We start from the raw sequence: 22,533 nt of genomic DNA, 5'->3' as shown, positions 1-22,533 counted from the left end.
AACGCTATTTTTGTTGCGTTTGCCTTCCCGCCCGGGCCCCTGTCAGAGGGCGCGCAGGCGGACCCGGGCCGGGCCGGTCGCCTGGAGGGTGATGCCGGCGGCGACCGGCACGTCCTGGTCGACGGCCGTCAGCTCGTGCGAGCGCAGCAGGGTCGCCAGCGCCAGGACGGACTCCAGCATCGAGAAGTGCTGGCCTATGCAGGCGCGCGGGCCGCCGCCGAACGGGAACCAGGCGTAGCGGTGGCGCTCCGCCTCGCGTTCGGGGGCGAAGCGGTCCGGGTCGAACCGCTCGGGGTCCTCCCACAGGCCCGGGTGGCGGTGGGTGACCCACGGGGCGACGACGACGTCGGCGCCGGCCGGGAGGCGGTGGCCGGCGACCTCGGTGGCCTCGACGGCGCGGCGGCCCACGACGGCGGCCGCCGGGTAGAGCCGCATGGCCTCCTTGAACGCCTGGGTCAGCCGCGGGAGTCGGTCCAGGTCGGCGGCGGTGGGCGTGCGGTCGCCGAGGACGCGGGTGAGTTCGGCGCGGATCCGGGTCTGTTCGGCGGGGTGCCGGGCGAGCAGGTGGAGGGCGAAGGCCATGGAGGTGGCGGTGGTCTCGTGGCCGGCCAGGAGGAAGATCAGGACCTGTTCGCGGACCTCGGTGGCGTCGAGGGTGCCGTCCTCCTCGTTGCCGGCCGCGACGAGCAGGGAGAGCAGGTCGTTGTGGTCCGGGGTCGCGGTCGTGCCGGTGGCGGGGGCCGTCCGGCGCTCGGCGATGATCCGGTCGCACAGCGCGTTGAGTTCGGTGGTGACCTTGCGGTGGGTGAGGTTCCTGGGGGTGGGCCAGTCGCGGGGGACCTTCAGGGGGGTGTAGGCGCGCCGGACCACGTAGTCGTTGATGACGGGGGCGCAGCGGTGGATGGTCTCCACCGCGGCCTCCACGTCGAGGCCGAAGAGGATCCGGGCGACGGTGCGCAGGGCGAGCCGGTTCATCTCGGCGACGAGGTCGACCACGTCGCCCTCGACGGACCGCCAGCGGGCGGTGACCGCGTCGGCCTCGGTGGTCACGGCCGTGGCGTAGCCGTCGACGCGGCGCTTGGTGAACAGCGGTTGCACCAGCCGGCGCTGCCGGAGGTAGTCGTCGTCCTGGCTGGTGAGCAGGCCGTTGCCGAACGACTGGCGGACCTCTTCGTAGAGCGGGTGGTCCTTGCGGAAGTTGGCGGCCTGGGTGCCGAGGACCTGCTGGACGCCCTCGGGCGCGAAGACGGCGTAGAAGACGCTGCGCAGTCCGGGCGGGCCGGCCTCCAGCCGGACCACGTCGCCGTGTTCGCGCTGGGCCTTCAAGAAGGCGCCCAGGGAGTCGCGGCGGAGGTCGAGCAGCGAGCCGATCACGGGGAGGCCCGCGGGGCCGGGTATCGCGGTCGGGAGGGGCTGCCGGGAGGCCCGCTCCGCTTCGGGGTCGGCCGGAGTCGGTGAATTGGTCAGGGACATGCCCCGATTCCTATCCAGGAACGGGCCCGGGAATGTCGTGCACTGCCGTGGTGTGTGGAACGGAAGGGGCGGGGGCGGCGGCCGGGGGTGGCGGGATCGGTGGCCGGGGACCGGCGGGTGGTGCGGGGCGGGCACGTAGCATGGCCGGATGATCGAAAAGCGGGCCGGACGGGCGGGGCGGGCCACCGCGCAACAGTGCCGGGTGACCGTCTGCCGCGGCTGCTGCTGCGGGGACGCGGCGAAGATCCCGGGGGTCGACCACGCCGGGCAGATACCCCGGTTGCGGGCGGCGCTGGACGGGGCGGCGCCGGTCCGGGCCTCGGAGTGCCTGGACGTCTGCGACCAGGCGAACGTGGTCGTGGTGCAGCCCTCGGCGGCCGGGCGGGCCGCGGGCGGCCGACCGGTGTGGCTGGGACTGGTCAACGACGACGACGCGCTGGCCGACATCGCCGAATGGATACGGGCCGGCGGGCCGGGCCTCGCCGAGCCGCCCGGCGTCCTGGACCTGTACGCGCTGACGGTCTCCCGCCGGGTGCGGGAACAGCTGGAGAAGTAGCCGGCGCCCCGGGGCGGGGCCGGCCCCGGCGCGCGGCGGCGCGCGGGCGGGTGTTGGCTGGAGGTATGAGCCCTCGCCTGATGACGCGCCGTCCGGGCCCGGCGGGCTGAGCCGTGCCCCGCGCGACGCCGCCCGTTCCCCCGGCCGGCTCCCCCGGGCCGCCGCACCGCGTCCTGGTCGTCGTGGACGACCCGGCCGTCGCCACGGCGGTCACCGCCGCGCTCGCCGGCGCCGGCCACACCACCGCGTACGCCACCGACGGCTTCACCGCGCTGGAACTGGCCGCCGACTTCCATCCGCACGCCGTGGTCCTCGATCCGGCGTTGCCGGGCATCGAGGCGCTCCGCCTGCGGCGCCGGTTGCGGCGCAGCGGTGTCGGGGCCGCGGTCCTCCTGGTGCCGTTGACCGAGCCCGCCGGCACGGCGGCGGAGGCCGCGGAGCGGGCCGGGGCCGGGCCGGTGGGGGCGCGGGAGTCGGTGGCGCGGGTGGCGGCGGCGCTGCACGGGGCCGGCGGGGCGCCGGTCCTGCGGGTCGGTGAGCTGAGCGCGGACCCCGGAACCGGGCGGGCCGCCCGCGCCGGCCGGGAACTCACCCTCACCTCCCACGAGTTCGCACTGTTGGCGTTCCTGATGCGGCACCCCGGGCGGGTCTTCTCGCGGGAGCAGTTGCTCCGCCGGGTGTGGGGGCGGGACTTCGGCGACCTGTCGACGGTGGCGGCGCGGGTGGCCGGGCTGCGTGCGGAGGTGGACCGGGAGCCGGCCGCGGCGCGGCTGCTGACGGAGGTGTGGGGCGCCGGCTACCGCTTCGATCCCGGGGGCGGCGCGGTGGTGGGGGTGCCCGAGGGCGCGCTGGTCGGCGAGCCGGTTCCGATGGGCGGTGCGCCGCGGGACGTGCGGCAGTACGGGTGAGGCTGCTCGACGGGGCGGCGCGGCCGGGCCGGTGCGGGCCGGCGGCCCGCGGTGCGTTCAGGAGCGGGCGAGCAGGTCGGCGTCGGGACCGTCGGCGTCCCGTGCCGAGCGGCGGGACGGCAGGTCGCGGGCGGTGCGGACCGGGGAGGCGACGAGGATCAGGGCGGCCAGCGGAACGCCGGCGGTGGTGATCCACAGGGCCGGACGGACGCCGAGCGCCGCGCCCAACGCGCCGCCGAGCAGGGCGCCGAGGGGCAGCGTGCCGTAGTTGAGGAAGGCGGCGCTGGCGGTGACCCGGCCGAGCAGCGCGGGCGGGCAGTACCCCTGCTGGAATCCCGCCTTCAGGACGTTGCCGCCGACCACGCCCGCGGAGACGCCGAAGCTGCCGACCACGAACAGCGCGGCGCCGGGCCCGGCGGTGGCGAGCGGGATCAGCAACGCCAGTACGGGCAGGCCGAGTTCGAAGACCAGGGTGGCCCGGGCGGTGCCGATCCGGGCGGCGACCCGGCGGACGGCGAAGGCGCCCGCGATGCCGCCGGTGCCGGCCACCGCCAGCAGGGTCCCGACGGTGCCGGGCGACAGTCCGACCTCGCGGACGAGGAAGACCGGCAGGATCGACTGGTACCCCATCAGGGACAGGTTGGAGGCGGCACCGAAGAGCGTCAGGGTGCGTAGCCAGACGTCCCCGGACACCCACCGCAGTCCCTCGGCGACCTCGGCGCGCAGGGGCCGCCGGGCGCGCCCACCGGCGCCGGTCGGCCGCGGCTCCCGGTGCCGGATGCCCGACAGGCACAGCAGGGAGACCAGGAACGTGGCCGCGTTGGCCAGCAACCCGTTGGCGGCGCCGGCGAGTTGCACCAGGAAGCCGCCCGCGCCCTGCCCGGCGAGCTGCGCCGCCGAGGCGCTGCCGTGCAGTTTGGCGTTGCCCTCGGCCTGGTCGGCGGGGGCGAGGAGGCCGGGGAGGTAGGCGCTGTACGCCGTCTGGAAGACGACGGCGGCGGCGCCGCTCAGCAGGGCCGCGCCGGTCAGCAGGGCGAGGCTGAGCCCGCCGCACCAGGCGATGACCGGCACGGCGGCGAACACCACCATCGAGAGCGCGGCGGCGCCCACCATCAGCGGGCGGCGGCGCACCCGGTCCACCCAGACTCCGACCGGCAGCCCGATCAGCAGCCAGGGAAGCCAGCCGCAGGCACTCAGCACGCCGACCGAGAAGGTGTCGGCGCCCAGCGCGGCGACGGCGGTCAGCGGCATCGCCACCCCGGTGACCGCGGCGCCGAACTTGCCCGTGGTCTCGCCGCACCAGAGCAGCCGGAAGTCCCGGTGGCGACGGAGCAGGCCGCTCATGACCCGGTCCGCCCGTCGTCCCCGGCCCGGCCCGGGCCGGGCCTGCGGGGGAAGGACTGGAGTTGGACGATGACGGGCCGCGCGGCCGACGCGCCGGGAGCCGCGGGCGCTTCGCGGTCCGGGGCGGCCTGCGCGGCGGCGGCCCGGTGCCGGAGCACGACCTGTTCCAACTCGCGGTTCATGGCGGCGAGTTGGTCGGGCGTCAGGGTCAGGTCGTGCCACTGCGCGACCATGCCGGCGTCCTTCCACTCCGGGCCCCAGTCCTCGGCGAGGTAGCCGGTGACCTGCTGGAAGTGCTGTTGGACGAGTTCGTGGACGTAGAGCGACAGCGGGCCGCGGGCGTCCGGGTCGTCGCGGAAGTCGGTGGTGTTCAGCTGCCGGGAGACGGGCACCGCCCGCCACCAGCGCTCGCGCTTGGTGCCGCGGCCGGTCTCCTCCTCGATGAAGTCGTGGTCGGCGAGGTGGCGGAGGTGCCAGCTGACCGTGCCGGTGTTCTCGCCGAGCCGACGGGCCAGGCCGGTGGCGGTGTCCGGACCGTCGAGGGTGAGCAGTTCCAGGATGCGCATCCGCAGCGGGTGGGCGAGGCCGCGCAGGCTGCGGGCGTCCATGCGTCGGGTGGGGCGGGACACAGGGGACGGCTCTTCTTCGGGGCGGGCGTCGTCGCGGGTCATGGCGTCAGCGTAGAGATGCAGAGAGTCCTCTGCATAGGTTTCTCTGCAAAGAACTCTCTGCAATTGGCCGGGCGACGGCGGAGGGCGACGCGCGTCGGGGACGCGGGCAGGGGCGGGGCCACCGGCTCCGCGGGCGGTGGTGCCGTGCGGAGGACCGCCGGTGGTACAGACGGGTACGCGCGAGAATGGCGGGGTCGAGCGACGCGTTTCGGCCATCGCGGCTGACTATCCTCGGGCGCATCCCCCGCCCCGCGCGATACGAGGTGTGCGACGTGACGGTGATCCTGCTCGCCCTTGCCGCGGCATGCTGTCTGGGCACCGGGTTCGTCTTCCAGCAGCTCGCGGCCCAGCACGCCCCGCCACAGGACTACCTCTCCTTCCGGCTGCTGCTCGACCTGGTCCGGATGCCCCGGTGGGTGGCCGGGATCGCGCTGATGGTGGCGGGGATGGCGCTGGGCGCGGTGGCGCTGGGGATGGGGGACATCACCCTCGTCGAACCGTTGATGGCGACCAACCTGCTGTTCGCGATGGCGCTGGCCCGGCGGGTCTCCCGGCAGCGCCTGGGCCGCAGCGGCTGGGCCGGCCTGTTGCTGTTGGCGGGCGGGGTGACCGCGTTCATCGTGGCCGGGCAACCGCACGGCGGGCACAACAGCGAGGTGGGCCAGTTGGCCCAGTGGCTGATCATGGGCGGGGTGTCGTCCACCGCCCTGGTGCTGGCGGCGGTCGCCAAACGGGAGCGGGTGCACGTCAGCCTGGAGGCCGCGCTGCTCGGCGTGGCGGCCGGGCTGCTCTACGGCCTCCAGGACGCGCTGACCCGGATCAGCGGGCTGCGGTTCACCGCGGGCGGCTGGCGCGCGCTGCTGTCGAGTTGGCAGCCGTACGCGATCGTGGTGCTGGGGGTGGTGGCGCTGGTGCTGGTGCAGAGCGCCTTCGAGTCGGCGCCGCTGCGGATGTCGCTGCCGGCGCTGACCGCCGCCCAGCCGCTGGCCGGGATCCTCTGCGGGGTGGGTTTCCTGGGTGACCAGCTGCGGGTGACGACCGGGGCGCTGGCCTTCCAGGCGGCCGGCATCGCCGCGGTGGTGACGGGGATCGTCCTGATCGGCAGCCATCCGGCCATGCCGCCGGGGGCCGGGCCCAGCAGCAGCGCCGCGCAGGAGTGCCCGCCGCGCTGAGCACGGCGACTCGCCCGCCGCGGCGCGCCGACGGCCGTGCCGGTCCGCACGAGCTCCCGGCCCGCCCGAGGGCCCGACGACACGCCCGTCGGGAAACTTCCGACGCCCCCTTCCCGGTTTATTAATGTCGGGCATTAGAATCGGGGACATGCCCAGGACATCAGGCCCCGAGACCCGGGAGAAGCTGATCCGTGCCGCCGAGGAAGTCTTCGCGGCGCAAGGCGTGGACGGTGCGCAGATCCGCGACATCGTCACGCTGGCCGGCCAGAGCAACCCGTCGGCGGTGCAGTACCACTTCGGCTCCCGGGCCGGACTGCTGGACGCCGTCATGGCCGGCCGACTGGCCCGTACGGAGGCGGCCCTGGCGCCGCTGCTGGCCGCGGCCGCGGACGACCGACCGGCGCTGCGGGAGTTGATCGCGCTGCTGGTGACCGCCGAGGCCACCGAGCTGCGGACCGACCGGGGCCGACGCTGCCTGCGGATCTCCGCGCAGCTCAGCCACGAGAGCGGGGTCCGCACCCGGGTCCCGCACCCGACGCTCGCCGGCACCGCGTACTGGCGGCTGATCTGCCGGGTCGAGGAGGCGCTGGCCGCCGCCGGACTGCCGGAGGCGGTGCGGCTGGAGCGGCTGGACCTCGCGCTGACGCTGATCGGCGCGGGCATGGCCGACCGGGCCCGGCACTACCTGGACGGTGCCGCACCCCTGACGGGCGAGGAACTGTTCCTCGCCGACCTCACCGGGACGACGACCGCGTTCCTGCTCGCCGCCGCCCCCAGAACCGAAGGAGTTCCCCATGAGTGAGCCCATCCAGGCGGCTCCCGCCGCGGACCTGAGCGGCAAGACCGTCATCCTCACCGGCGCGGCGCGCGGGCTGGGCGCCGCGGCCGCCGAGCAGGCCGTCGCGGCCGGCGCCAACGTCGTCCTCACCGACGTCCTCCAGGAGGAGGGCGCCGCGACCGCGGCCCGACTGGGCGAGCGGGCCCGCTTCCTGGCCCACGACGTGACCTCCGAGGAGGACTGGCAGCGGGTCGCGGACTTCGCGGTGGCGGAGTTCGGCGGCATCGACGGACTGGTGAACAACGCCGGGATATCGACCGGGGCGCCCCTGGAGACGGTCTCCGTCGACTTCTTCCGCAAGGTCCTCGACGTCAACCTCACCGGCGTCTTCATCGGCATGAAGACCGTGCAGCCGGCGATGAAGGAGCGCGGCGCCGGGTCGATCGTGAACATCTCCTCCGCGGCCGGGCTCATGGGCCTGGCGATGACCGGCGGCTACGGCGCGTCGAAGTGGGGCGTCCGCGGCCTGACCAAGATCGGCGCGGTGGAGTGGGGCACCGCCCGGGTCCGGGTGAACTCCGTGCACCCCGGCATGACCTACACCCCGATGACCGCCCAGGTCGGCATCCAGGTGGGCGAGGGCAACTACCCGAACACCCCGATGGGCCGGGTCGGCGAGGCGCACGAGATCGCCGGTGCGGTGGTCTTCCTGCTCTCCGACGCCGCCTCGTACATCACCGGCGCCGAGCTGGCGGTGGACGGCGGCTGGACCACCGGCCCGACCGTGAAGTACGTCATGGGGCAGTGACCGGGCGGCCCGTGGCGGCGCGCCCCGGCAGGTGCGCGGGCCGCCACGGGTGGTTCCATGGCCCCATGACCGATCACCCGCCGCACACCGCGCAGGCGCCGCTCAACGCGGACGAAGTCCTCGATGTCGTCGACGAGCAGGACCGGGTCGTGGGGCAGGCCCCACGGGCGGAGACGTACGCCCGCCGGCTGCGCACCCGGTGCGCGTTCGTCCTGGTCCGGGACGCCGACGACCGGGTGTTCGTCCACCGGCGGACGCCGCAGAAGCTGGTGTTCCCCTCGCACTACGACATGTTCGTGGGCGGGGTGGTGGGCGCCGGGGAGACGTACGACGAGGCGGCCCTGCGGGAGGCCGAGGAGGAACTGGGGGTGTCCGGACTGCCCCGTCCGGAGCCGCTGTTCCGCTTCCTGTACGAGACGCCCGAGCACACCTGGTGGTCCGCGGTCTACCAGGTGCGCTGCACACTGCCGGTGGCGCCCCAGGAGTCGGAGATCGACTGGCACGCCTTCCTGCCGGAGGAGGAGCTGGCCCGGCAGTTGGACACGCGGGCGTGGACCCCGGACGGGCTGGCCGCGTACCGGGAACTGCTCGCCCGGCGGGCGGCCGGGGAGGTCTGATCCGATGGGCCCCGGGCTCCGGCTGTGGTTCTTCCCGGAGCGGGTGCGCGAGGAGGGCACCACACCCGACTACCGCTTCTCGCTCGCCAACGAACGCACCTTCCTCGCCTGGCTGCGCACCGGACTGGCACTGATCGGCGGGGGCTTCGCGGTCGACCAGTTCCTGCCCCGGCTGCACGGCAGCCTGCGGCTCGCCTTCACCGTCGTCCTGCTGGTCGGCGGGGCACTGTGCGCCCTGCGGGCGGTCAACCACTGGGTGCGCTGCGAGCGCGCGATGCGGCGCGGCGAGGACCTGCCGCTCTCCCGTTTCCCCACCGTGCTGGCGCTGTGCGTCGCAGGGCTCGCGGTGGCGGTGGTGGCGCTGACGCTGCTCGGCCGGACCGACTAGCGGGGGCCGGGGCGATGGGCGCACCCGGGGAGGCCGGGCGGAGCGGCGGGGCACCGCGGCCGGCCGCGGAACGGGACCCCGGACTCCAGCCGGAGCGGACGAGGTTGGCGTGGCGGCGGACGGTGCTGTCGGCCGCCGTGGCGGCGGTGCTGGCCGGCCGGCAGGTGCTGCGCGGTGGCGCGCCGGGTCCGGTCGAGGCGGTGCTCATGGTGCTGGTGGCGCTGCTGTGGTGGGCGTTCGCGATCGTCGCGCACCGCCGGATGCGGGCGCTGACGGCCGGCCGCCCGGCCGCCCTGTCGCCGCGCCCGGCCCTCCTGGTGGCCGGCTGCACGGTCGGACTGGCGGTGTGCGGAGCGGCACTGCTGGCGCCGGGGCGGTGAGGTCGGGCCCGCAGGTACCGTTACGAGTGCCGCGCGGCAGACGGATCGTCACGGCGGGGCCGCACGGCACCGCGTCGCCGCCGGTCCCGACCGGCGGCGACGACGTCCGCACGGGACCCAACCACCCCCCACCCGAAAGCGGGACATGACGGACCACCAGCACGCTCCGGAGACCGCCGCCGACACCGACGGCGACCTCCCCGAGCCCTACCTCACCGAACTCGCCCCAGGCGTGCACGCGTTCATCCAGCCGGACGGCGGCTGGTGCCTGAACAACGCGGGCTTCGTCACCGACGGCACCGCCACCCTGGTCGTGGACACCGCCGCCACCGAGCGTCGGGCCCGGCTGCTGCGCCGCCGGATCGCGGAGAGCGGCGCCCCCACCCCGAGGACCCTCGTCAACACCCACCACCACGGTGACCACACCTACGGCAACGGCGTGTTCACCCCCGAGGCGACGGTCATCGGACACGCGGCCTGCCGCCGGGAGTTGCTGGCCGCCGGCCACCAACTGCACGCGGTGTGGCCCGAGGTGCCGTACGGCGACATCGTCCTGACCCCGCCGGAGGTCACCTTCGAGGACCGGCTGACGGTGCACGCAGGCGACGTCGAGGTGCAGCTGATCCACCCGGGGGTGGCGCACACGCCCGGCGACACCATCGTCTGGCTGCCGCAGCAGCGGGTGGTGTTCACCGGCGACCTGATCTTCAACGGGGGCACCCCGTTCCTCTTCATGGGCTCGCTGACCGGGTCGCTGCGGGCGATCGAGGTACTGCGGTCGCTGGGTGCGGAGACGGTCGTGCCCGGACACGGTCCGGTGGCCGGACCGGAGGTCTACGACGAGGTCGAACGGTACCTGCGGTTCGTCGCGGAGCTGGCCCGTACGGGGCGGGCGGCCGGGCGGACGCCGCTGGAGGTGGCCCGGGAGGCCGAGCTCGGCGCGTTCGCGGAGCTGAAGGAGCACGAGCGGCTGGTGGCCAACCTCCTGCGGGCGTACGCGGAGCTGGACGGGGCGGCGCCGGGCGCGCCGCTGGACGCGGTGGCCGGGTTCGGGGCGATGGCGGAGTTCAACGGCGGGGTGCCGCCGGCCTGCCACGCCTGAGCCGGTCGGGGCGGGCGCGGGGTGGCGCAAACGCATCGGGTGACCGACGCCCCACGGACGGACACTGGACGCCATACCGACTAGTCGGCATGATCAGGCGGGACGGGCCCGCCGGCCCTGGACCGTCCGACCGTCCACTCCGTACGGAGGAAGCACAATGAGCAACGGCACCCCGCCCCCGCCGGCCGCCGGAAAGGCACCCCCCGGCCTCGATCCGGAGCGCCTGCGGGAGCACCTGGACCGGGAGCGGCCGGGCCTGGTCTCCGGGCCGCTCGGCGCGCAGCTGATCGAGGGCGGGCGCTCCAACCTCACCTACCGGGTCACCGACGGCACCGCCTCCTGGGTGGTCCGCCGCCCGCCGCTCGGCCACGTGCTGGCCACCGCGCACGACATGCGGCGCGAGCACCGGGTGATCAGCGCCCTGCACGACACCGCGGTGCCGGTGCCGGAGGCGCTGCTGCTGTGCACGGACGAGTCCGTCATCGGCGCGCCGTTCTACGTGATGGAGCTGGTGGCGGGCACCCCGTACCGGACCGTGGAACAGCTGGCCCCGCTCGGGCCGGCGCGGACCCGGGCGGTGGTGCTGTCGCTGGTCGACACGCTGGTGGAACTGCACGCGGTGGATCCGGCGGCGGCCGGGCTGGGCGACTTCGGGCGCCCGGACGGCTTCCTGGAGCGCCAGTTGCGGCGCTGGGGCAAGCAGCTGGCGGCCTCCAAGAACCGCGACCTGCCCGGCATCGACGCGCTCCACGAGGGCCTGGGCCGGGCACTGCCCGCCTCCCCCGCGCCGACCGTGGTGCACGGCGACTACCGGCTGGACAACGTCCTGGTGGGCGCCGGCGACACCCTCACCGCGGTGCTGGACTGGGAGATGTCCACGCTGGGCGACCCGTTGACCGACCTCGGGCTGCTGGCGATGTACTGCACCGACCTGGGCCTGCCCGGCTCGCCGGTCAGCACCACCAGCGGCGCACCGGGCCACCCCGACCCGGACGAGCTGATCGCCCGCTACGCCGAGCGCTCCGGCCGGGACGTCGGACGGATCGCCTGGTACACCGCGTTCGCGTGGTTCAAGCTCGCGGTGATCCTCGAAGGCATCCACTACCGCTACACGCTCGGCCAGACCGTCGGCGCGGGCTTCGACCGGATCGGCGAGTTGGTGCCCGTCTTCATCGACCGCGGACTGACCACCCTCAAGGAAGGCTGAGGCACCGATGGACTTCGCATTCGACGCCCGTACCGAGGAACTCCGGGCGCGGCTCCAGGCGTTCATGACCGAGCACGTGCATCCGGCGGAGCGGATCGCCGAGGAGCAGCGGGCCGCGCTGGCCTCGCCGTGGGACACCCCGCCGGTGGTGGAGGACCTCAAGGCCGAGGCGCGCCGGCAGGGCCTGTGGAACCTCTTCCTGCCGGACGCGGAGCACGGCGCGGGGCTGACCAACCTCCAGTACGCACCGCTGGCCGAGATCACCGGCCGCAGCCCGCAGTTGGCGCCGACCGCACTGAACTGCGCGGCGCCGGACACCGGCAACATGGAGGTGCTGGCGCAGTTCGGCGACGACGAGCAGAAGAAGCGGTGGCTGGAGCCACTGTTGGCGGGTGAGATCCGCTCGGCGTTCGCGATGACCGAGCCGGAGGTCGCCTCGTCGGACGCCACCAACATCGAGACCCGCATCGAGCGGGACGGCGACGACTACGTCATCAACGGCCGCAAGTGGTACATCTCCGGGGCCATGAACCCGCTGTGCCAGGTCTTCATCGTGATGGGCAAGACCGACCCGGACGGCGCGGACCCGCGCCGCCAGCAGTCGATGGTGCTGGTGCCGCGGGACACCCCCGGTCTGACCGTCAAGCGCGCCATGCAGGTCTACGGCTACGAGGACCACTACCACGGCGGGCACGCGGAGGTCGTCTTCGAGGACGTCCGGGTGCCGGTGGGCAACCTCATCGGCGAGGAGGGCGGCGGCTTCGGCATCGCACAGGCGCGGCTCGGGCCCGGCCGGATCCACCACTGCATGCGGCTGATCGGGATGGCCGAGCGGGCGATCGAGCTGATGTGCCGGCGGGCGGTGGCCCGTACGGCGTTCGGCAGGCCGCTGGCCCAGCAGGGCGTGGTCCAGGAGTGGATCGCGGACGCCCGGGTGGCGGTGGAGCAACTGCGGCTGCTGGTACTGAAGACCGCGTGGCTGATGGACACCGTCGGCAACAGGGGTGCGCACACCGAGATCCAGGCCATCAAGATCGCCACTCCGCGCACGGTGGTGGACATCCTCGACAAGGCGGTGCAGCTGCACGGCGCGGGCGGCGTCAGCCAGGACTTCCCGCTGGCCGAACTGTGGGCCGCCGCCCGGACGCTGCGACTGGCCGACGGCCCCGACGAGGTGCACCAGCGCTCACTGGCCCGGCGCGAACTGAAGCGGTACCTGTAGGGCGGGCGGCGGTGTACGGGCGGGTCTCCTGCGTGCGGCCCGCCCGGGCCGCTGCGGGCCGTGCCGTCGGGGGCGTTGCGTTGGCGGGGCATGGGGCCAAGGGGCCCCGGACCGCCCCGGACGGCCCGTGGGGTGGGTCGGACGGACCCCGTAGGGCGTGGTCGGACCCCGTACCCCGTAGGGCGTGGTCGGGCCCCGTAGGGCGTGGTCGAACGGTTCCCGTAGGGGTCGGGTGCGCCCCCTGCGGGGCCACAACGCCGGGTGGGGGCGGGGGTATTCCGGGAGGCGTGCCCGTTACGGTCGCAGGGCCCGCAGGAGGAGTCCGGCCAGGTGGTCGGCGACCTGCTGGGGGCTCAGCGGCCCGTCCTCGCGGTACCAGGTGCCCAGGTGGTGCACCGAACCGAAGTGGTAGTCGACGACCAGGTCGGCGGGGACGTCCGCGCTGAACACCCCGGTGTGCTGGCCCTCTTCGATCAGCGCTCGGAACCGCTCGTGGTAGCGCCGCCGTTCGGCCCGCACCTGCTTGTCCTTCTCCGGGCTGAGGTGGTGCATCGAGCGGAAGAAGATCTTCGTGTCGTCGAGGTTCTCGATGGTGGTGACCACCACGTCGGCGGCGGCGTCCCGCAACCGCTGCTCCACCGGCGCGTCGGCGTCGGCGAACCGGTCCAGCCGCTCCTGCTGGAGCCGCAGCACCCGCCCGTAGACCTCGTGGAGCAGGTCCTCCTTGGAACCGAAGTAGTGGTAGAGGGCGCCCTTGGTGACGCCCGCCGCGTCCACGATCTCCTGGACCGAGGTGCGGTCGTAGCCCTGCTCCGCGAAGAGCCTGGTGGCGGTGGCCAGCAGTCGTTGCGCGACGGGCTTCGCCGCGCCGCCGCCGTTGCTGGCGCCTTCCTTGATGCCGGCCATCGCTCTCACCTGTTCCTTACGTGCGTCCGTCATGCGCGCTGGCGCAGCTCCCGTCGGAGGATCTTGCCACTCGCGGTCTTGGGCAGCTCCGGCAGGACCTCCACCACACGGGGGTATTTGTAGGCCGCGAGTCGTTCCTTGCAGTAGGCGGCGAGTTCCTCCGGGGCGGGGCAGGCGCCCGGGCGGAGACTGACGTACGCCTTGACGGTCTCCCCGCGGTAGGGGTCGGGCACCCCGACGACGGCGGCCTCGCGCACCGCGGGATGGGTGTAGAGGACGTCCTCGACCTCACGGGGCCAGACCTTGAAACCGGCCGCGTTGATCATGTCCTTCTTGCGGTCGACGACGTAGAGCCAGCCGTCGCGGTCCATGAACCCGATGTCGCCGGTGCGCAGTTCACCGTCCGGGAGGGTCTCGGCGGTGGCGTCCGGCCGGCGCCAGTACCCGGGCACGACCTGCGGACCGCGGACCGCGATCTCGCCCTGCTCCCCGAACGGCAGGTCGCGGCCGGCGTCGTCGACGATCCGCACGACGGTGTCCGGGCCCGGGACGCCCACCGCGAGGGTGCCGGAGACCTTGTCGACGGGGGCCCGGCGCCCCGGCGGGACGCTGGCGCAGGGCGCGGTGCACTCGGTCAGGCCGTAGCCGTTGTGCACGTAGGGCCCGAAGTCGGCGCGGAACCTCTCGACCAGGGCCGGCGGCAGCGGTGCGCCGCCGGAGCTCATGCAGTGGAAGGAGGCGAAGTGGCCTGGGGTGACGTCCGGGTGGGCCATCAGTGCCATGTAGGCGGTGGACGGGCCGACGGTGAAGGCCGGCCGGTGTTCCAGGAAGGCGTCGAGGACGGTGCCGGCCTCGAAGCGGTAGGCCAGGGCCAGGGTGCCGGCGGTGGCGAGGCAGGCGGCGAACTCGCAGACCATGCCGGTGATGTGGAAGAGGGGGGCGAGGGCGAAGTAGGTGGCGCCTTCGGGGAGGCCGAGGCCGGTGCGCTGCCGTTCGGCGTTGTAGCTGATGTTGCCGTGGGTGTTGATGGCGCCCTTGGGGGTGCCGCTGGTGCCGGAGGTGTAGCTGATGAGCGCGGTGTCGGTGGCGTCCGGCTCCGGGACGGCGGGCGCCGGTCCGCCGGTGCGGGCGGCGGTGAGCAGGTCGTCCGCGCCGTCCTGGGGGCCGGCGGGCGCGCCGCGCAGCACGCGGGCGTCGTGGCGGTCCTGGAGGCCGCGTTCGTCGGCGGTCAGCGCGATGCGGACCGAGGGCGTACGGGCGGTGGTGGCGCGCAGGTGGTCCGCCCAGGTGCGGTCCGCACACAGGACGGCGGTCACGTCGGCGTCCTCCAGGATGTGCCGGGTCTCCGCCGCCTTGTACATGGGGTTGACCGGGACGACCACGCCGCCGGCCTTCCAGACCGCGAGCACCCCGAGCACGAAGTGCGGGGTGTTCTGGAGCATGACCACGGCCCGGTCGCCGGGCCGGAAGCCGCGGGCCGCCAGGTGGCCGGCGAGGCCGTCGGAGAGCGCGTCGGCGTCGGCGTAGGAGATCCGGCCGTCGAAGTAGGCGAGCGCGGTGCGGTCGGGGGCGCGGCGCACCGCGGTGCGGAAGGCGTGCAGCGGGGAGGGCGGCGGCTGGACGGGGGCGCGTTGGGCGGCGGTGAGCAGGGCCAGCCACGGCTTGTCCTGGTAGGTGGTCACCGGGTCTCCCCCTCGCGCGCCTCCAACTTCTGCTGGAGGTGGTTCATTCCGGACAGCCAGCGGTCCGGGTCGGCGGCCCGCGCGGTGACGTAGTCGGCGACCTCCGGGTGCGGCAGGACCAGGAAGCGGCGGTCGTCCATGGCGGTGAAGAGCGCGTCGGCGACGGCGTCCGGTTCGATGGCGGTCGGGGTCAGGACGAGGTCGCCGGCGACGCCGGTGGCGGCCAGCATGTCGGTGCGCACGCCCTGCGGGCAGATGGCGTGCACGTCGATGCCGCGGTGGCGGTAGGTCAGCGACAGCCACTCGGCGAAGGCGTACGCGCCGTGCTTGGTGACGCTGTAGGGCGCCGCGGCGACCATGGTGAGCAGGCCGGCGGCGGACACCGTGGAGACGAACCGGCCGCTGCCGCGCGCCAGCCACTCCGGGAGCAGCTCGCGGGCGGCCCGCACGTGGGCCATCACGTTGACGTCCCAGGCCAGTGCCCAGTCGTCCTCGGGGGCCTCGGGTCCGCCGCCGGTGCCGACCCCGGCGTTGGCGCAGAAGACGTCGATGGTGGAGCCGAGCGCCTCGCGGGCCGGACCGACGATGCCGGAGGCGTCGCCGGGGACCGCGACCGCCCCGATCTCCTCGGCGGTCTTGCGGGCCTTGGTCTCGTCCAGGTCGTTGACCACGACCCGGGCGCCCTCGGCGGCGAACCGGCGGGCCAGTGCGGCGCCGATCCCCCCGCCCGCTCCGGTCACGACAACGGCCTTGTCCCGTACGGCTGCCACGCTGCGTCTCCCTCGGTCGTCGCCCTGGCCCACCCGTTCTCCGGATGCCGGCAGGGGCAGACTAACCAGTCGGTATGTCCCAGCGGAAGTCTCTGTTTCCCGCCACGGCCGGGCACGTTCCGCAGCGGGCCGCGGAGCATTAGCGTGCCCACGACACACATCGGGTCCACCACTGTTCACGGAGGTGTGCGCATGGCTCTGTCGAGACGCGTTCTGTTGGGGCACCTGGCGGCGACCGGGGCGGCCGCGGCGGCGGTCACCGCGGGCCCGGGCTCGGCCCAGGCGGCCCCGCACGACGGCCGGCGGCGGGTGCGCACCGGCTTCGACCGCCTGGCCGCCGACGGCTACCGCCTCCTGGACGGCCACCGGGTCGGCATCGTCACCAACCCCACCGGCGTCACCCACGACGTGCGGCACGTCGTGGACGTGATGCACGCCGACCCCCGGGTCCGCCTCACCGCCGTCTTCGGCCCCGAGCACGGCTTCCGCGGCACCGCCCAGGCCGGCGGCTCCGAAGGCCGCTACGACGACCCGGCCACCGGGCTCCCCGTCTACGACACCTACGACAAGAGCGGACGGGAACTCGCCGACGTCTTCACCGCCTCCGGCGTCGACACCGTCGTCTTCGACATCCAGGACGTCGGCGCCCGCTTCTACACCTACATCTGGACGCTCTACGACTGCATGGTCGCGGCCGTCCTGGCCGGCAAGCGGTTCGTGGTGCTGGACCGCCCCAACCCGGTGACCGGCCGGCGGGCGGCCGGCCCCGTCCTGGACCGCCGCTACGCCTCCTTCGTCGGCCGCGAACCGATCGCCCAGGCGCACGGGATGACGGTGGTGGAACTGGCCCTGCTCTTCAACGGCGAGTTCGTCCCCGCGGCGGCCGGGCGGCCGGCGGCGCTGGACACCGTCACGATGACCGGCTGGCACCGCACCGACTTCTTCGACGCGACCGGCCTGCCGTGGGTGCCGCCCAGCCCCAACATGCCGACCGCCGACACCGCCCTGGCCTACGCCGGCACCTGCCTCTTCGAAGGCACCAACCTCTCCGAGGGCCGCGGCACCACCCGCCCCTTCGAACTCCTCGGCGCGGACGGCCTGGACCGCCACTGGGCCGAGGCCGTCACCGAACTCGCCCTGCCCGGCGTCCACTTCCGCGAGGCGTACTTCGCCCCCACCTTCTCCAAGTTCCAGGGCACGACCATCGGCGGCCTCCAACTCCACGTCCACGACCGCACCACCTTCGACCCGATCCGCACCGGCCTCGCCCTCCTGACCACCGCCCGCCGCCTCCACCCCGGCTTCACCTGGCTCACCTCCCACTTCGACCACCTGGCAGGCACGGACACCGTCCGCAAGATGATCGACGCGGGGGCGGGCGTGGACGAGATCACCAACTCCTGGGAGGAGGGCCTGAGGGGGTTCCGGGGGGTTCGGGGGAGGTATTTGCGGTATGAGTAGGGGTGGGTCAGACGGTGGGCGATGGCGATCGAGGGGCGACGCGCCGCGACCCTCCTCCCGCCGCGGGGAGTCGAACTTGACGTGCTCAAAAGGAACTCCTCGGACATGCCCTCCGCAACCCCGCCGAGATCACTGGCAAGACCAACGACGGCGACACCCCCCTCGTCGGATCCACCGTCCGCTGACGTTGCCGTCAGCTACAGCCGTCAGGGACCTCACCCGAGAAATATTTGGGTGGGGTCCCTGAGGATATCACTGAGCTATTAACCGCATTTCGGAGACCGGTGTTCCACCTGGAGGAAAAGGGGAGCCTTCCGACCCAATCCACAAACACGCCAATTCTTGCGCATCGGCGGATCTCGCTAATTTTTTGAGACCATCGAAATCCCGCCCGCCGCAAGGGAGAAAATCCGAACAAGCACCTTCCGAACGTCCGGGTCCCGATCTATCCGCTCCAGTGACTCGAACCTCACCGGATCAAGGTCGATCGTGGCAATTCCGCCAGCATCGCCGTCACCTACGGTCGAGAACAGCAGGAGGCATCGGTACGCCCGCAGAATTCCTCCTCGCTCTTCGCGCATCAGCGACTGAAGGACAATAGCCCCCTCTTTGACCTGACTACGGACTGCGTCCACCGAGGTCCACCGCGTTGCCCAGCCACGATCCTCTGCCTCCAATTGGATCTCAAGCAGAGTATCGAAACTGATCTGACACACACGGAAGTCAGGGTCGGTCGAATGAATCATAGACATCAGAGCACTACTCCCCGCCGAGGACGTCGATACGGATTGGCGTGTCTGGGTCGATACGCCCGTCTTTGATTCTGGTCTGGAGTTCGTCCCAGCGGTGGTGACCTCCAAGAATCGTCCCGCCACGGGAGACAAGAATTCCCTCTCCTTCGGCAGCATTGTTGATTCCGTCCAGAAGATCCTTGTTGCTCAGCTCTTCGTGATACCACTGCGAAGCCGGGTCCCGAGTCGATTGCCCCTCAGTGTATTTACCACCGAGATCGCCAGCCTTCTCGTTGCGCGGCACGAACTCCGGGCATCCGCCGGAATTGTGAACAAGGACTGGAGTGGCACCAGCGAGCACATAGTACGTGTGCTAAGCGACCCCCTTCTACCTGCGTATTCGCAGGTCAACTGCAGTTTTGGGTTCCGCTGGCGTCCGTGATTGTGCGTGCGAATCCGTGGGTGTTGCCGTCGCTACTGCCGTCAGGGGCTCGGGCCGCCTTGCCGCTGGCGTGGTGTCGCCTCCGGGGACTTCACTGCCATGGGCCAGGCTCGGCACGGACAAGGACTCGGACGGTCTGCTCATACAGTTCGTGGCTGCTCTGGGCGCGGTGTCCGGCGATCCATCGGGTCAACTCGTCCGAGGTATGCAGCGTGCCTGACGTGGCACCGCAGCTGCGCTCCTCGCCAGTGACGCAGACCGCCTCCATGGTCGGCAGCGCCAGAGGGTCGGGGACGGTGGTCACGCGGTACTCGCGGAAGCGGTAACACCCCCGAGAGGCATCGCGTACTGGTGCGCTGGCGTTCGGAGAGTCAGGCATCCTCGGTCGCCTCTTCCTGATCCGGGATGCGCTGTCCGCGCGATTCCGCGACCCTGAGCACGTCCGCCAGGGCTTCTGTCAACCGGCGGGCCAACCAGCGGTATTCGGTCGCCGACAGGGTTTTCGTGCCGGGTGCCGTGGCGTCGCGGGCGTACTCCAGCAACTCCTGGCCCATGCTGAGCTGTACCGTCTCGATGCTGTCGGCGAGGGTGGAGAGGTAGCCCCGGCCGTCGGTGCTCAGGTAGCAGGGCTTCCCCTCCGGGCTGGTCCACGGCAGTAAGCGGGGGCCTCCCCTACCCGACGCGGCGTCGTACAGGTCTCTGCGACGCATGCGGTCGGCGTCGCTCCTGGGCTGGCTCACTGGGCACCCCCGGCCTGCGTCACTGATGGTGGACACACCGACCGTAGGTACTGACTGGCCGTCACCCCAGCTAGGAGACATGGCAGTTCGCAACTCTTGGTTCACGAACTGCCACGCTGCGTGGCAGCTATCCGACGACGCCCAGGTAGTCGGCCATTTCGCGCATCTCTGTCGTGAGGGTGCGCTTGCGCTTGCCCAGGATCTCCTGCATGGTCTCGGCGGCCCCGTTCTGGTGCCGCAGCCACTGCGGGGCGGCTTCCCGGGCGCGGGTCAACTCGTCCATGGCGGCGGACAGGTCGCCGGTCCGGGTGTGGGCGCGCGCCACGTCGAGGGTGAAGCGGTTCCCGTCGTTGGTGCTGGGTCTGCCCAGGCGCTTCCATGCCTTGGGCGACAGCTCCTCCTGCTCGCCCGCCTTGCGCACCACCGCGCGGGCGTCGCCGATGACCAGGGAGTCTTCAAGTGCCTTGACCGCGACGGTGACCGGCCCGAAGACGGACCAGTGCCGGGAAACATTGCGATGCGCCGTCCCGACCGCGGTCGCCGCGACCCGGGCGGCCTGACGGTACGCCTTCGCCTCGTCGGGACGGTTGTTCCTCGCGGCTGCGGCGGCGGCCTCCATCGCCAGGCCGCCCCACACCGCGTAGTGGTCCGGCTTGGCCCCGGTGATCTTCGGCTCCACCGCGTCCATGCTCCGGGCGGCGACCTGTTCCGCCTCGTCCAAGCGGCCCTGGCGCACCAACAGCCAGCACATGCAGCCGACACCGGAGCCCGCCGCAAGCATGTCTCCGGCCTGACGGGCATCCATGATGGCGCCGCGCACAGCGGCGTACGCGATGTCGTACTGCCGTACCTGGGTGAGGTAGGTGCCGGCCAGACGCAGCGCCTCGGGCGCGGGCCAACAGTGCCTGCCGGTGCTCGTCCCCGCCGTCGTAATAGGCGACGGCTTGTGCGGCATCACGCAACAGGACCGGCAGTTGAGCCGCGACGCTCTTGTAGCTGTCCGAGAAGTACAGCACCCGTGCGTCTTGCAGGGTCCGTCGGAAGGTGCGCAAGTTCGGTTCCTCGGCCACAGCTTCGGCGTCCTGGTCCGCGAGTCCGACGGCTGGGGTGAGGGCGGCGCGGAGCTGGATCAGGTTGACCCGGTTAGGCTCCTCGGTCTGCCCGACGGGCTCCGGGGCATCGGACGCCATCAACGCGGCGGTGGTCACCCCCAGCGCGCGGGCGAGCGCGTGCAGGGTTTCCATGCGGAGAGTGCCACCCTGCTCGGCCTTGCGTACCGTGCCCGGCGACACGCCTGCGGCATGGGCCAGTTCCTCCTGGCTCATTCCCGCGCGACGCCGGTACTTGCGGACGTTGTCGGCCAACTCCGTAATCATCAACTCACCACCTCCCACTCCACGGTACGCCCGGGCGGCACATCAGCCGGGGACGATCCGGCAGACACCCACCCACAGGAGTGGCCCACCACGTGGCGAGCCGGAACACAGGCAGAATCGGGGCCTGAGCGGGAGGGGGTCCCTCGTCGGTCGGGCAGCTTCGCCGGACCAGGGTTCCCCGGGGGCCGCCAAGGCTCACACCGTGACGCATGCGCTCGGCCTTGGCGGCCCCCGGGGGTTCCTGGTACGCCTCCGGTGACCGGGCGACGAGGGACCCCCTCCCGCGCCCCCGACCCCACACCACGACGAAGCCGCACCCGCAAATCGGCCCCCTGCCCCTCAGAGAGAGGGCCGGGGTCTGGGGCAGGGCCCCAGGGTGGTTCGCTGTGCTGGCTGTTGCGCGCCCGGACCGGCGGGGCCGTCGCCAGCGGGGCGGAGACAGGAGCGGGCGGCGGCCCCGCCGGGCCGGAGCGCGCGCGGGCCGCGTCAGCGGGCCGCCTTGAACAGCACCGCGCGACCGACAGCGCAAGGAACGCGAGGCGGCGGGAACGGGCTGGAAAGACAGCGGCTACGTCTTCACCCGCCTCGACGGCGCCCCGATCGAAGGGTCCACCCTCACCCGGCACTTCAACACCCTGCTCCGCCAGGCCAGACTCCGTCGCATCCGGTTCCACGACCTGCGCCACTCGGCGGCCACCCTCCTCCTGGAGCAAGAAGTGGAACTCGTCGTGATCAAGGAGCTGTTGGGCCACGCCCACATCGGCGTCACCGCCACCGTCTATGCCCACGTCCGGCTCCGCCTCCAACGCGACGCCATCGACCTCCTCGGCCACGCCCTCCGCAACCCCACCGAGACCACCGGGAAACCCGAAGACAGCGACGAACCACCCCTCGCCGGAGCCACCGTCCGCTGACGTTGCCGTCAGCTACTGCCGTCACCCCACCCAGACGCCCCGCCAGATGCCATCTGGCGGGGCGTCATATTTACTCACGCACACGCCCCTAAAGTCAGCAAGTGGCGAGATCTACGCGGAATTCGCGCATTAGTCCCACAATCGAATCCAGGAAGGCGTGATCAAGAGATTCTTGAGACGCCTGAAAGTTCCGCCAAATAATCCTCTCCGGGGGCCCCTCGCCGAAACTCGAAGAAATACAGTCCGCGAGAGCGTCAAGATTCGACCCAAAGTACCCGCCCGGGCCATTGACCGCCTCACCCAATGCGCAGTAGAACCCCGACTTCGTCGAAATTTGTCCACCATCCAAGTGGACAACCTCTTCCACTCCATAGCGAGCAGCCCTACGGTTCGTAGCAAACCAGGAATTCTGAACGACATGCAGCCATGCGCCCTGATAGTTCGCCGGCCACCGAAGCCATTCACCCTTCTCCAGGGCGATCCCTGATGCCCAACGTGGCCAAATTCTCTCAGCTTCGGGATACTCACAGCGATTACCAAAGAACCGGTAAGCGACTCTCGAAATATTTCCGCCTGGCTCCTCTACGTCCGTATCGCTGAGCACAACCCGGCCAATGAAGTACTCACCAATCTTCTCCCGTTGACGATTCATGACCGCCATCACTGCATCTTCGACCCTCCGCCTACCCTTCTCGACCTCATGGGCCCTCAGGAAGGCCACTTCCGGCAACTCTTCTTCCGGGTCGACAAAAAAACCCTCTACCCCTTCAGCCGCAACAAGCACCCCTCCGGACTCTTCATCCGATACCACGTACAGCGGAAAATCTACCTTTCCCGCCACCGACAGTTCGCCAGTCATGTCTAATCCCCAAACCGGAACTGGTG

Annotated in this window: 23 protein-coding genes and 2 pseudogenes; 13 read left to right on the top strand and 12 right to left on the bottom strand. The window is 72.2% G+C overall.

The genetic code is table 11. The features are described from left to right. Positions 1-42: 42 nt before the first annotated feature. A complete protein-coding gene (locus tag ACJ6WD_RS28090) occupies positions 43-1,473 on the bottom strand; it encodes a cytochrome P450 (protein WP_331247595.1) in 1,431 nt (476 codons plus the stop codon). Positions 1,474-1,621: 148 nt separating this feature from the next. Between ACJ6WD_RS28090 and ACJ6WD_RS28085 the strand changes: the two genes are divergently transcribed. Both ACJ6WD_RS28085 and ACJ6WD_RS28080 read left to right on the top strand, forming a co-directional pair. Further along, positions 1,622-2,029, top strand: a complete 408-nt coding sequence (locus ACJ6WD_RS28085) for a (2Fe-2S) ferredoxin domain-containing protein (protein ID WP_331247594.1) — start codon at positions 1,622-1,624, stop codon at positions 2,027-2,029. Positions 2,030-2,142: 113 nt separating this feature from the next. Continuing rightward, positions 2,143-2,937, top strand: coding sequence for a winged-helix domain-containing protein (locus tag ACJ6WD_RS28080; protein ID WP_407616768.1), 795 nt, complete (start codon positions 2,143-2,145; stop codon positions 2,935-2,937). A 57-nt stretch (positions 2,938-2,994) separates the two neighbouring features. On the opposite strand, the gene ACJ6WD_RS28075 is transcribed toward ACJ6WD_RS28080, so the two are convergent. Together ACJ6WD_RS28075 and ACJ6WD_RS28070 are read right to left on the bottom strand one after the other, a co-directional pair. Further along, complete coding sequence (locus ACJ6WD_RS28075; protein WP_407616767.1) at positions 2,995-4,281, bottom strand: MFS transporter; 1,287 nt, start codon at positions 4,279-4,281, stop codon at positions 2,995-2,997. Then, complete coding sequence (locus tag ACJ6WD_RS28070) at positions 4,278-4,889, bottom strand: helix-turn-helix domain-containing protein (protein WP_233658122.1); 612 nt, start codon at positions 4,887-4,889, stop codon at positions 4,278-4,280. Before ACJ6WD_RS28070 ends, ACJ6WD_RS28075 begins: the two co-directional genes overlap by 4 nt. A 335-nt stretch (positions 4,890-5,224) precedes the next feature. Between ACJ6WD_RS28070 and ACJ6WD_RS28065 the strand changes: the two genes are divergently transcribed. The 9 genes from ACJ6WD_RS28065 (at position 5,225) to ACJ6WD_RS28025 (ending at position 12,626) form a co-directional block, all read left to right on the top strand. Continuing rightward, positions 5,225-6,124, top strand: coding sequence for a DMT family transporter (locus tag ACJ6WD_RS28065; protein ID WP_407616766.1), 900 nt, complete (start codon positions 5,225-5,227; stop codon positions 6,122-6,124). Positions 6,125-6,272: 148 nt separating this feature from the next. Further along, positions 6,273-6,926 carry a TetR/AcrR family transcriptional regulator gene (locus ACJ6WD_RS28060; RefSeq protein WP_407616765.1) on the top strand — a complete coding sequence of 218 codons (654 nt, stop codon included), beginning with the start codon at positions 6,273-6,275 and terminating at the stop codon, positions 6,924-6,926. Further along, positions 6,919-7,710: a glucose 1-dehydrogenase gene (locus tag ACJ6WD_RS28055; RefSeq protein WP_233658064.1), complete on the top strand. Its 792-nt coding sequence runs from the start codon at positions 6,919-6,921 to the stop codon at positions 7,708-7,710. The genes ACJ6WD_RS28060 and ACJ6WD_RS28055 overlap by 8 nt, the downstream gene beginning before the upstream one ends. Positions 7,711-7,775: 65 nt before the next feature. After that, positions 7,776-8,327 (top strand): NUDIX domain-containing protein, encoded by a 552-nt coding sequence (locus ACJ6WD_RS28050; protein WP_233658065.1) that lies wholly within the window; start codon positions 7,776-7,778, stop codon positions 8,325-8,327. A gap of 4 nt (positions 8,328-8,331) precedes the next feature. After that, positions 8,332-8,715 (top strand): YidH family protein, encoded by a 384-nt coding sequence (locus ACJ6WD_RS28045; protein ID WP_233658066.1) that lies wholly within the window; start codon positions 8,332-8,334, stop codon positions 8,713-8,715. A gap of 14 nt (positions 8,716-8,729) precedes the next feature. Next, the gene (locus ACJ6WD_RS28040) at positions 8,730-9,095 is read left to right on the top strand and encodes a DUF202 domain-containing protein (RefSeq protein WP_233658067.1); all 366 of its coding nucleotides are present in this window, start codon (positions 8,730-8,732) and stop codon (positions 9,093-9,095) included. Between the two features lie 145 nt (positions 9,096-9,240). Then, complete coding sequence (locus ACJ6WD_RS28035; protein ID WP_016573478.1) at positions 9,241-10,197, top strand: MBL fold metallo-hydrolase; 957 nt, start codon at positions 9,241-9,243, stop codon at positions 10,195-10,197. A 157-nt stretch (positions 10,198-10,354) separates the two neighbouring features. Beyond that, a complete protein-coding gene (locus ACJ6WD_RS28030; protein ID WP_233658068.1) occupies positions 10,355-11,404 on the top strand; it encodes a phosphotransferase family protein in 1,050 nt (349 codons plus the stop codon). A 7-nt stretch (positions 11,405-11,411) separates the two neighbouring features. After that, positions 11,412-12,626: an acyl-CoA dehydrogenase family protein gene (locus tag ACJ6WD_RS28025; RefSeq protein ID WP_407616764.1), complete on the top strand. Its 1,215-nt coding sequence runs from the start codon at positions 11,412-11,414 to the stop codon at positions 12,624-12,626. Between the two features lie 294 nt (positions 12,627-12,920). Here ACJ6WD_RS28025 and ACJ6WD_RS28020 read toward each other — a convergent pair whose 3' ends face one another. Genes ACJ6WD_RS28020 through ACJ6WD_RS28010 form a run of 3 tightly spaced genes read right to left on the bottom strand, consistent with a single transcriptional unit; the run spans position 12,921 to position 15,984 of the window. After that, on the bottom strand, positions 12,921-13,532 hold the full coding sequence (locus ACJ6WD_RS28020) for a TetR/AcrR family transcriptional regulator (protein WP_038518492.1): 612 nt from the start codon (positions 13,530-13,532) through the stop codon (positions 12,921-12,923). Between the two features lie 29 nt (positions 13,533-13,561). Next, the gene (locus ACJ6WD_RS28015) at positions 13,562-15,214 is read right to left on the bottom strand and encodes a class I adenylate-forming enzyme family protein (protein ID WP_376443418.1); all 1,653 of its coding nucleotides are present in this window, start codon (positions 15,212-15,214) and stop codon (positions 13,562-13,564) included. After that, the gene (locus tag ACJ6WD_RS28010) at positions 15,211-15,984 is read right to left on the bottom strand and encodes an SDR family oxidoreductase (RefSeq protein ID WP_233658071.1); all 774 of its coding nucleotides are present in this window, start codon (positions 15,982-15,984) and stop codon (positions 15,211-15,213) included. Before ACJ6WD_RS28010 ends, ACJ6WD_RS28015 begins: the two co-directional genes overlap by 4 nt. Before the next feature lie 192 nt (positions 15,985-16,176). Between ACJ6WD_RS28010 and ACJ6WD_RS28005 the strand changes: the two genes are divergently transcribed. Next, a complete protein-coding gene (locus ACJ6WD_RS28005) occupies positions 16,177-17,445 on the top strand; it encodes an exo-beta-N-acetylmuramidase NamZ domain-containing protein (protein WP_407616763.1) in 1,269 nt (422 codons plus the stop codon). A gap of 362 nt (positions 17,446-17,807) precedes the next feature. Here the strand turns inward: ACJ6WD_RS28005 and ACJ6WD_RS28000 are convergent, their stop codons facing one another. From ACJ6WD_RS28000 to ACJ6WD_RS27980, 5 genes and pseudogenes are all read right to left on the bottom strand, one after another. Beyond that, entirely contained in the window at positions 17,808-18,197 is a 390-nt protein-coding gene (locus ACJ6WD_RS28000; protein ID WP_407616762.1) for a hypothetical protein, read from the bottom strand. A 7-nt stretch (positions 18,198-18,204) separates the two neighbouring features. After that, on the bottom strand, positions 18,205-18,480 hold the full coding sequence (locus ACJ6WD_RS27995; protein ID WP_376443426.1) for a hypothetical protein: 276 nt from the start codon (positions 18,478-18,480) through the stop codon (positions 18,205-18,207). 509 nt (positions 18,481-18,989) lie between these two features. Continuing rightward, the gene (locus ACJ6WD_RS27990; RefSeq protein ID WP_407616761.1) at positions 18,990-19,328 is read right to left on the bottom strand and encodes a hypothetical protein; all 339 of its coding nucleotides are present in this window, start codon (positions 19,326-19,328) and stop codon (positions 18,990-18,992) included. A gap of 157 nt (positions 19,329-19,485) precedes the next feature. Beyond that, positions 19,486-20,313 (bottom strand): hypothetical protein, encoded by an 828-nt coding sequence (locus tag ACJ6WD_RS27985; RefSeq protein ID WP_407616784.1) that lies wholly within the window; start codon positions 20,311-20,313, stop codon positions 19,486-19,488. A gap of 301 nt (positions 20,314-20,614) precedes the next feature. Further along, positions 20,615-20,683, bottom strand: a pseudogene (locus ACJ6WD_RS27980) (helix-turn-helix domain-containing protein); the annotation flags it as partial. Positions 20,684-21,246: 563 nt separating this feature from the next. Between ACJ6WD_RS27980 and ACJ6WD_RS27975 the strand changes: the two are divergent. Next, positions 21,247-21,648 (top strand): annotated as a pseudogene (locus ACJ6WD_RS27975) (tyrosine-type recombinase/integrase); the annotation flags it as partial. Positions 21,649-21,742: 94 nt separating this feature from the next. Here the strand turns inward: ACJ6WD_RS27975 and ACJ6WD_RS27970 are convergent. Further along, positions 21,743-22,507: a barstar family protein gene (locus ACJ6WD_RS27970; RefSeq protein ID WP_407616760.1), complete on the bottom strand. Its 765-nt coding sequence runs from the start codon at positions 22,505-22,507 to the stop codon at positions 21,743-21,745. Positions 22,508-22,533: the final 26 nt, after the last annotated feature.

It is taken from the genome of Streptomyces sp. VTCC 41912 (assembly GCF_045799175.1).
GTDB lineage: Bacteria > Actinomycetota > Actinomycetes > Streptomycetales > Streptomycetaceae > Streptomyces > Streptomyces albulus_C.
The sequence above is the reverse complement of the archived record's forward strand: the minus strand, read 5'-3'. Positions and strand labels throughout refer to the sequence as shown.

Bases quoted from the DNA above. Each gene is read 5' to 3' on its own strand.
- ACJ6WD_RS28020 (WP_038518492.1), bottom strand. From the start codon at position 13,532: ATGGCCGGCATCAAGGAAGGCGCCAGCAACGGCGGCGGCGCGGCGAAG.
- ACJ6WD_RS28005 (WP_407616763.1), top strand. From the start codon at position 16,177: ATGGCTCTGTCGAGACGCGTTCTGTTGGGGCACCTGGCGGCGACCGGG.
- ACJ6WD_RS28055 (WP_233658064.1), top strand. From the start codon at position 6,919: ATGAGTGAGCCCATCCAGGCGGCTCCCGCCGCGGACCTGAGCGGCAAG.
- ACJ6WD_RS28050 (WP_233658065.1), top strand. From the start codon at position 7,776: ATGACCGATCACCCGCCGCACACCGCGCAGGCGCCGCTCAACGCGGAC.
- ACJ6WD_RS28040 (WP_233658067.1), top strand. From the start codon at position 8,730: ATGGGCGCACCCGGGGAGGCCGGGCGGAGCGGCGGGGCACCGCGGCCG.
- ACJ6WD_RS28035 (WP_016573478.1), top strand. From the start codon at position 9,241: ATGACGGACCACCAGCACGCTCCGGAGACCGCCGCCGACACCGACGGC.
- ACJ6WD_RS28075 (WP_407616767.1), bottom strand. From the start codon at position 4,281: ATGAGCGGCCTGCTCCGTCGCCACCGGGACTTCCGGCTGCTCTGGTGC.
- ACJ6WD_RS28025 (WP_407616764.1), top strand. From the start codon at position 11,412: ATGGACTTCGCATTCGACGCCCGTACCGAGGAACTCCGGGCGCGGCTC.
- ACJ6WD_RS27970 (WP_407616760.1), bottom strand. From the start codon at position 22,507: ATGACTGGCGAACTGTCGGTGGCGGGAAAGGTAGATTTTCCGCTGTAC.
- ACJ6WD_RS27990 (WP_407616761.1), bottom strand. From the start codon at position 19,328: ATGCGTCGCAGAGACCTGTACGACGCCGCGTCGGGTAGGGGAGGCCCC.
- ACJ6WD_RS28030 (WP_233658068.1), top strand. From the start codon at position 10,355: ATGAGCAACGGCACCCCGCCCCCGCCGGCCGCCGGAAAGGCACCCCCC.
- ACJ6WD_RS27985 (WP_407616784.1), bottom strand. From the start codon at position 20,313: ATGCCGCACAAGCCGTCGCCTATTACGACGGCGGGGACGAGCACCGGC.
- ACJ6WD_RS28090 (WP_331247595.1), bottom strand. From the start codon at position 1,473: ATGTCCCTGACCAATTCACCGACTCCGGCCGACCCCGAAGCGGAGCGG.
- ACJ6WD_RS28070 (WP_233658122.1), bottom strand. From the start codon at position 4,889: ATGGACGCCCGCAGCCTGCGCGGCCTCGCCCACCCGCTGCGGATGCGC.
- ACJ6WD_RS28000 (WP_407616762.1), bottom strand. From the start codon at position 18,197: ATGTCTATGATTCATTCGACCGACCCTGACTTCCGTGTGTGTCAGATC.
- ACJ6WD_RS28060 (WP_407616765.1), top strand. From the start codon at position 6,273: ATGCCCAGGACATCAGGCCCCGAGACCCGGGAGAAGCTGATCCGTGCC.
- ACJ6WD_RS28045 (WP_233658066.1), top strand. From the start codon at position 8,332: ATGGGCCCCGGGCTCCGGCTGTGGTTCTTCCCGGAGCGGGTGCGCGAG.
- ACJ6WD_RS28085 (WP_331247594.1), top strand. From the start codon at position 1,622: ATGATCGAAAAGCGGGCCGGACGGGCGGGGCGGGCCACCGCGCAACAG.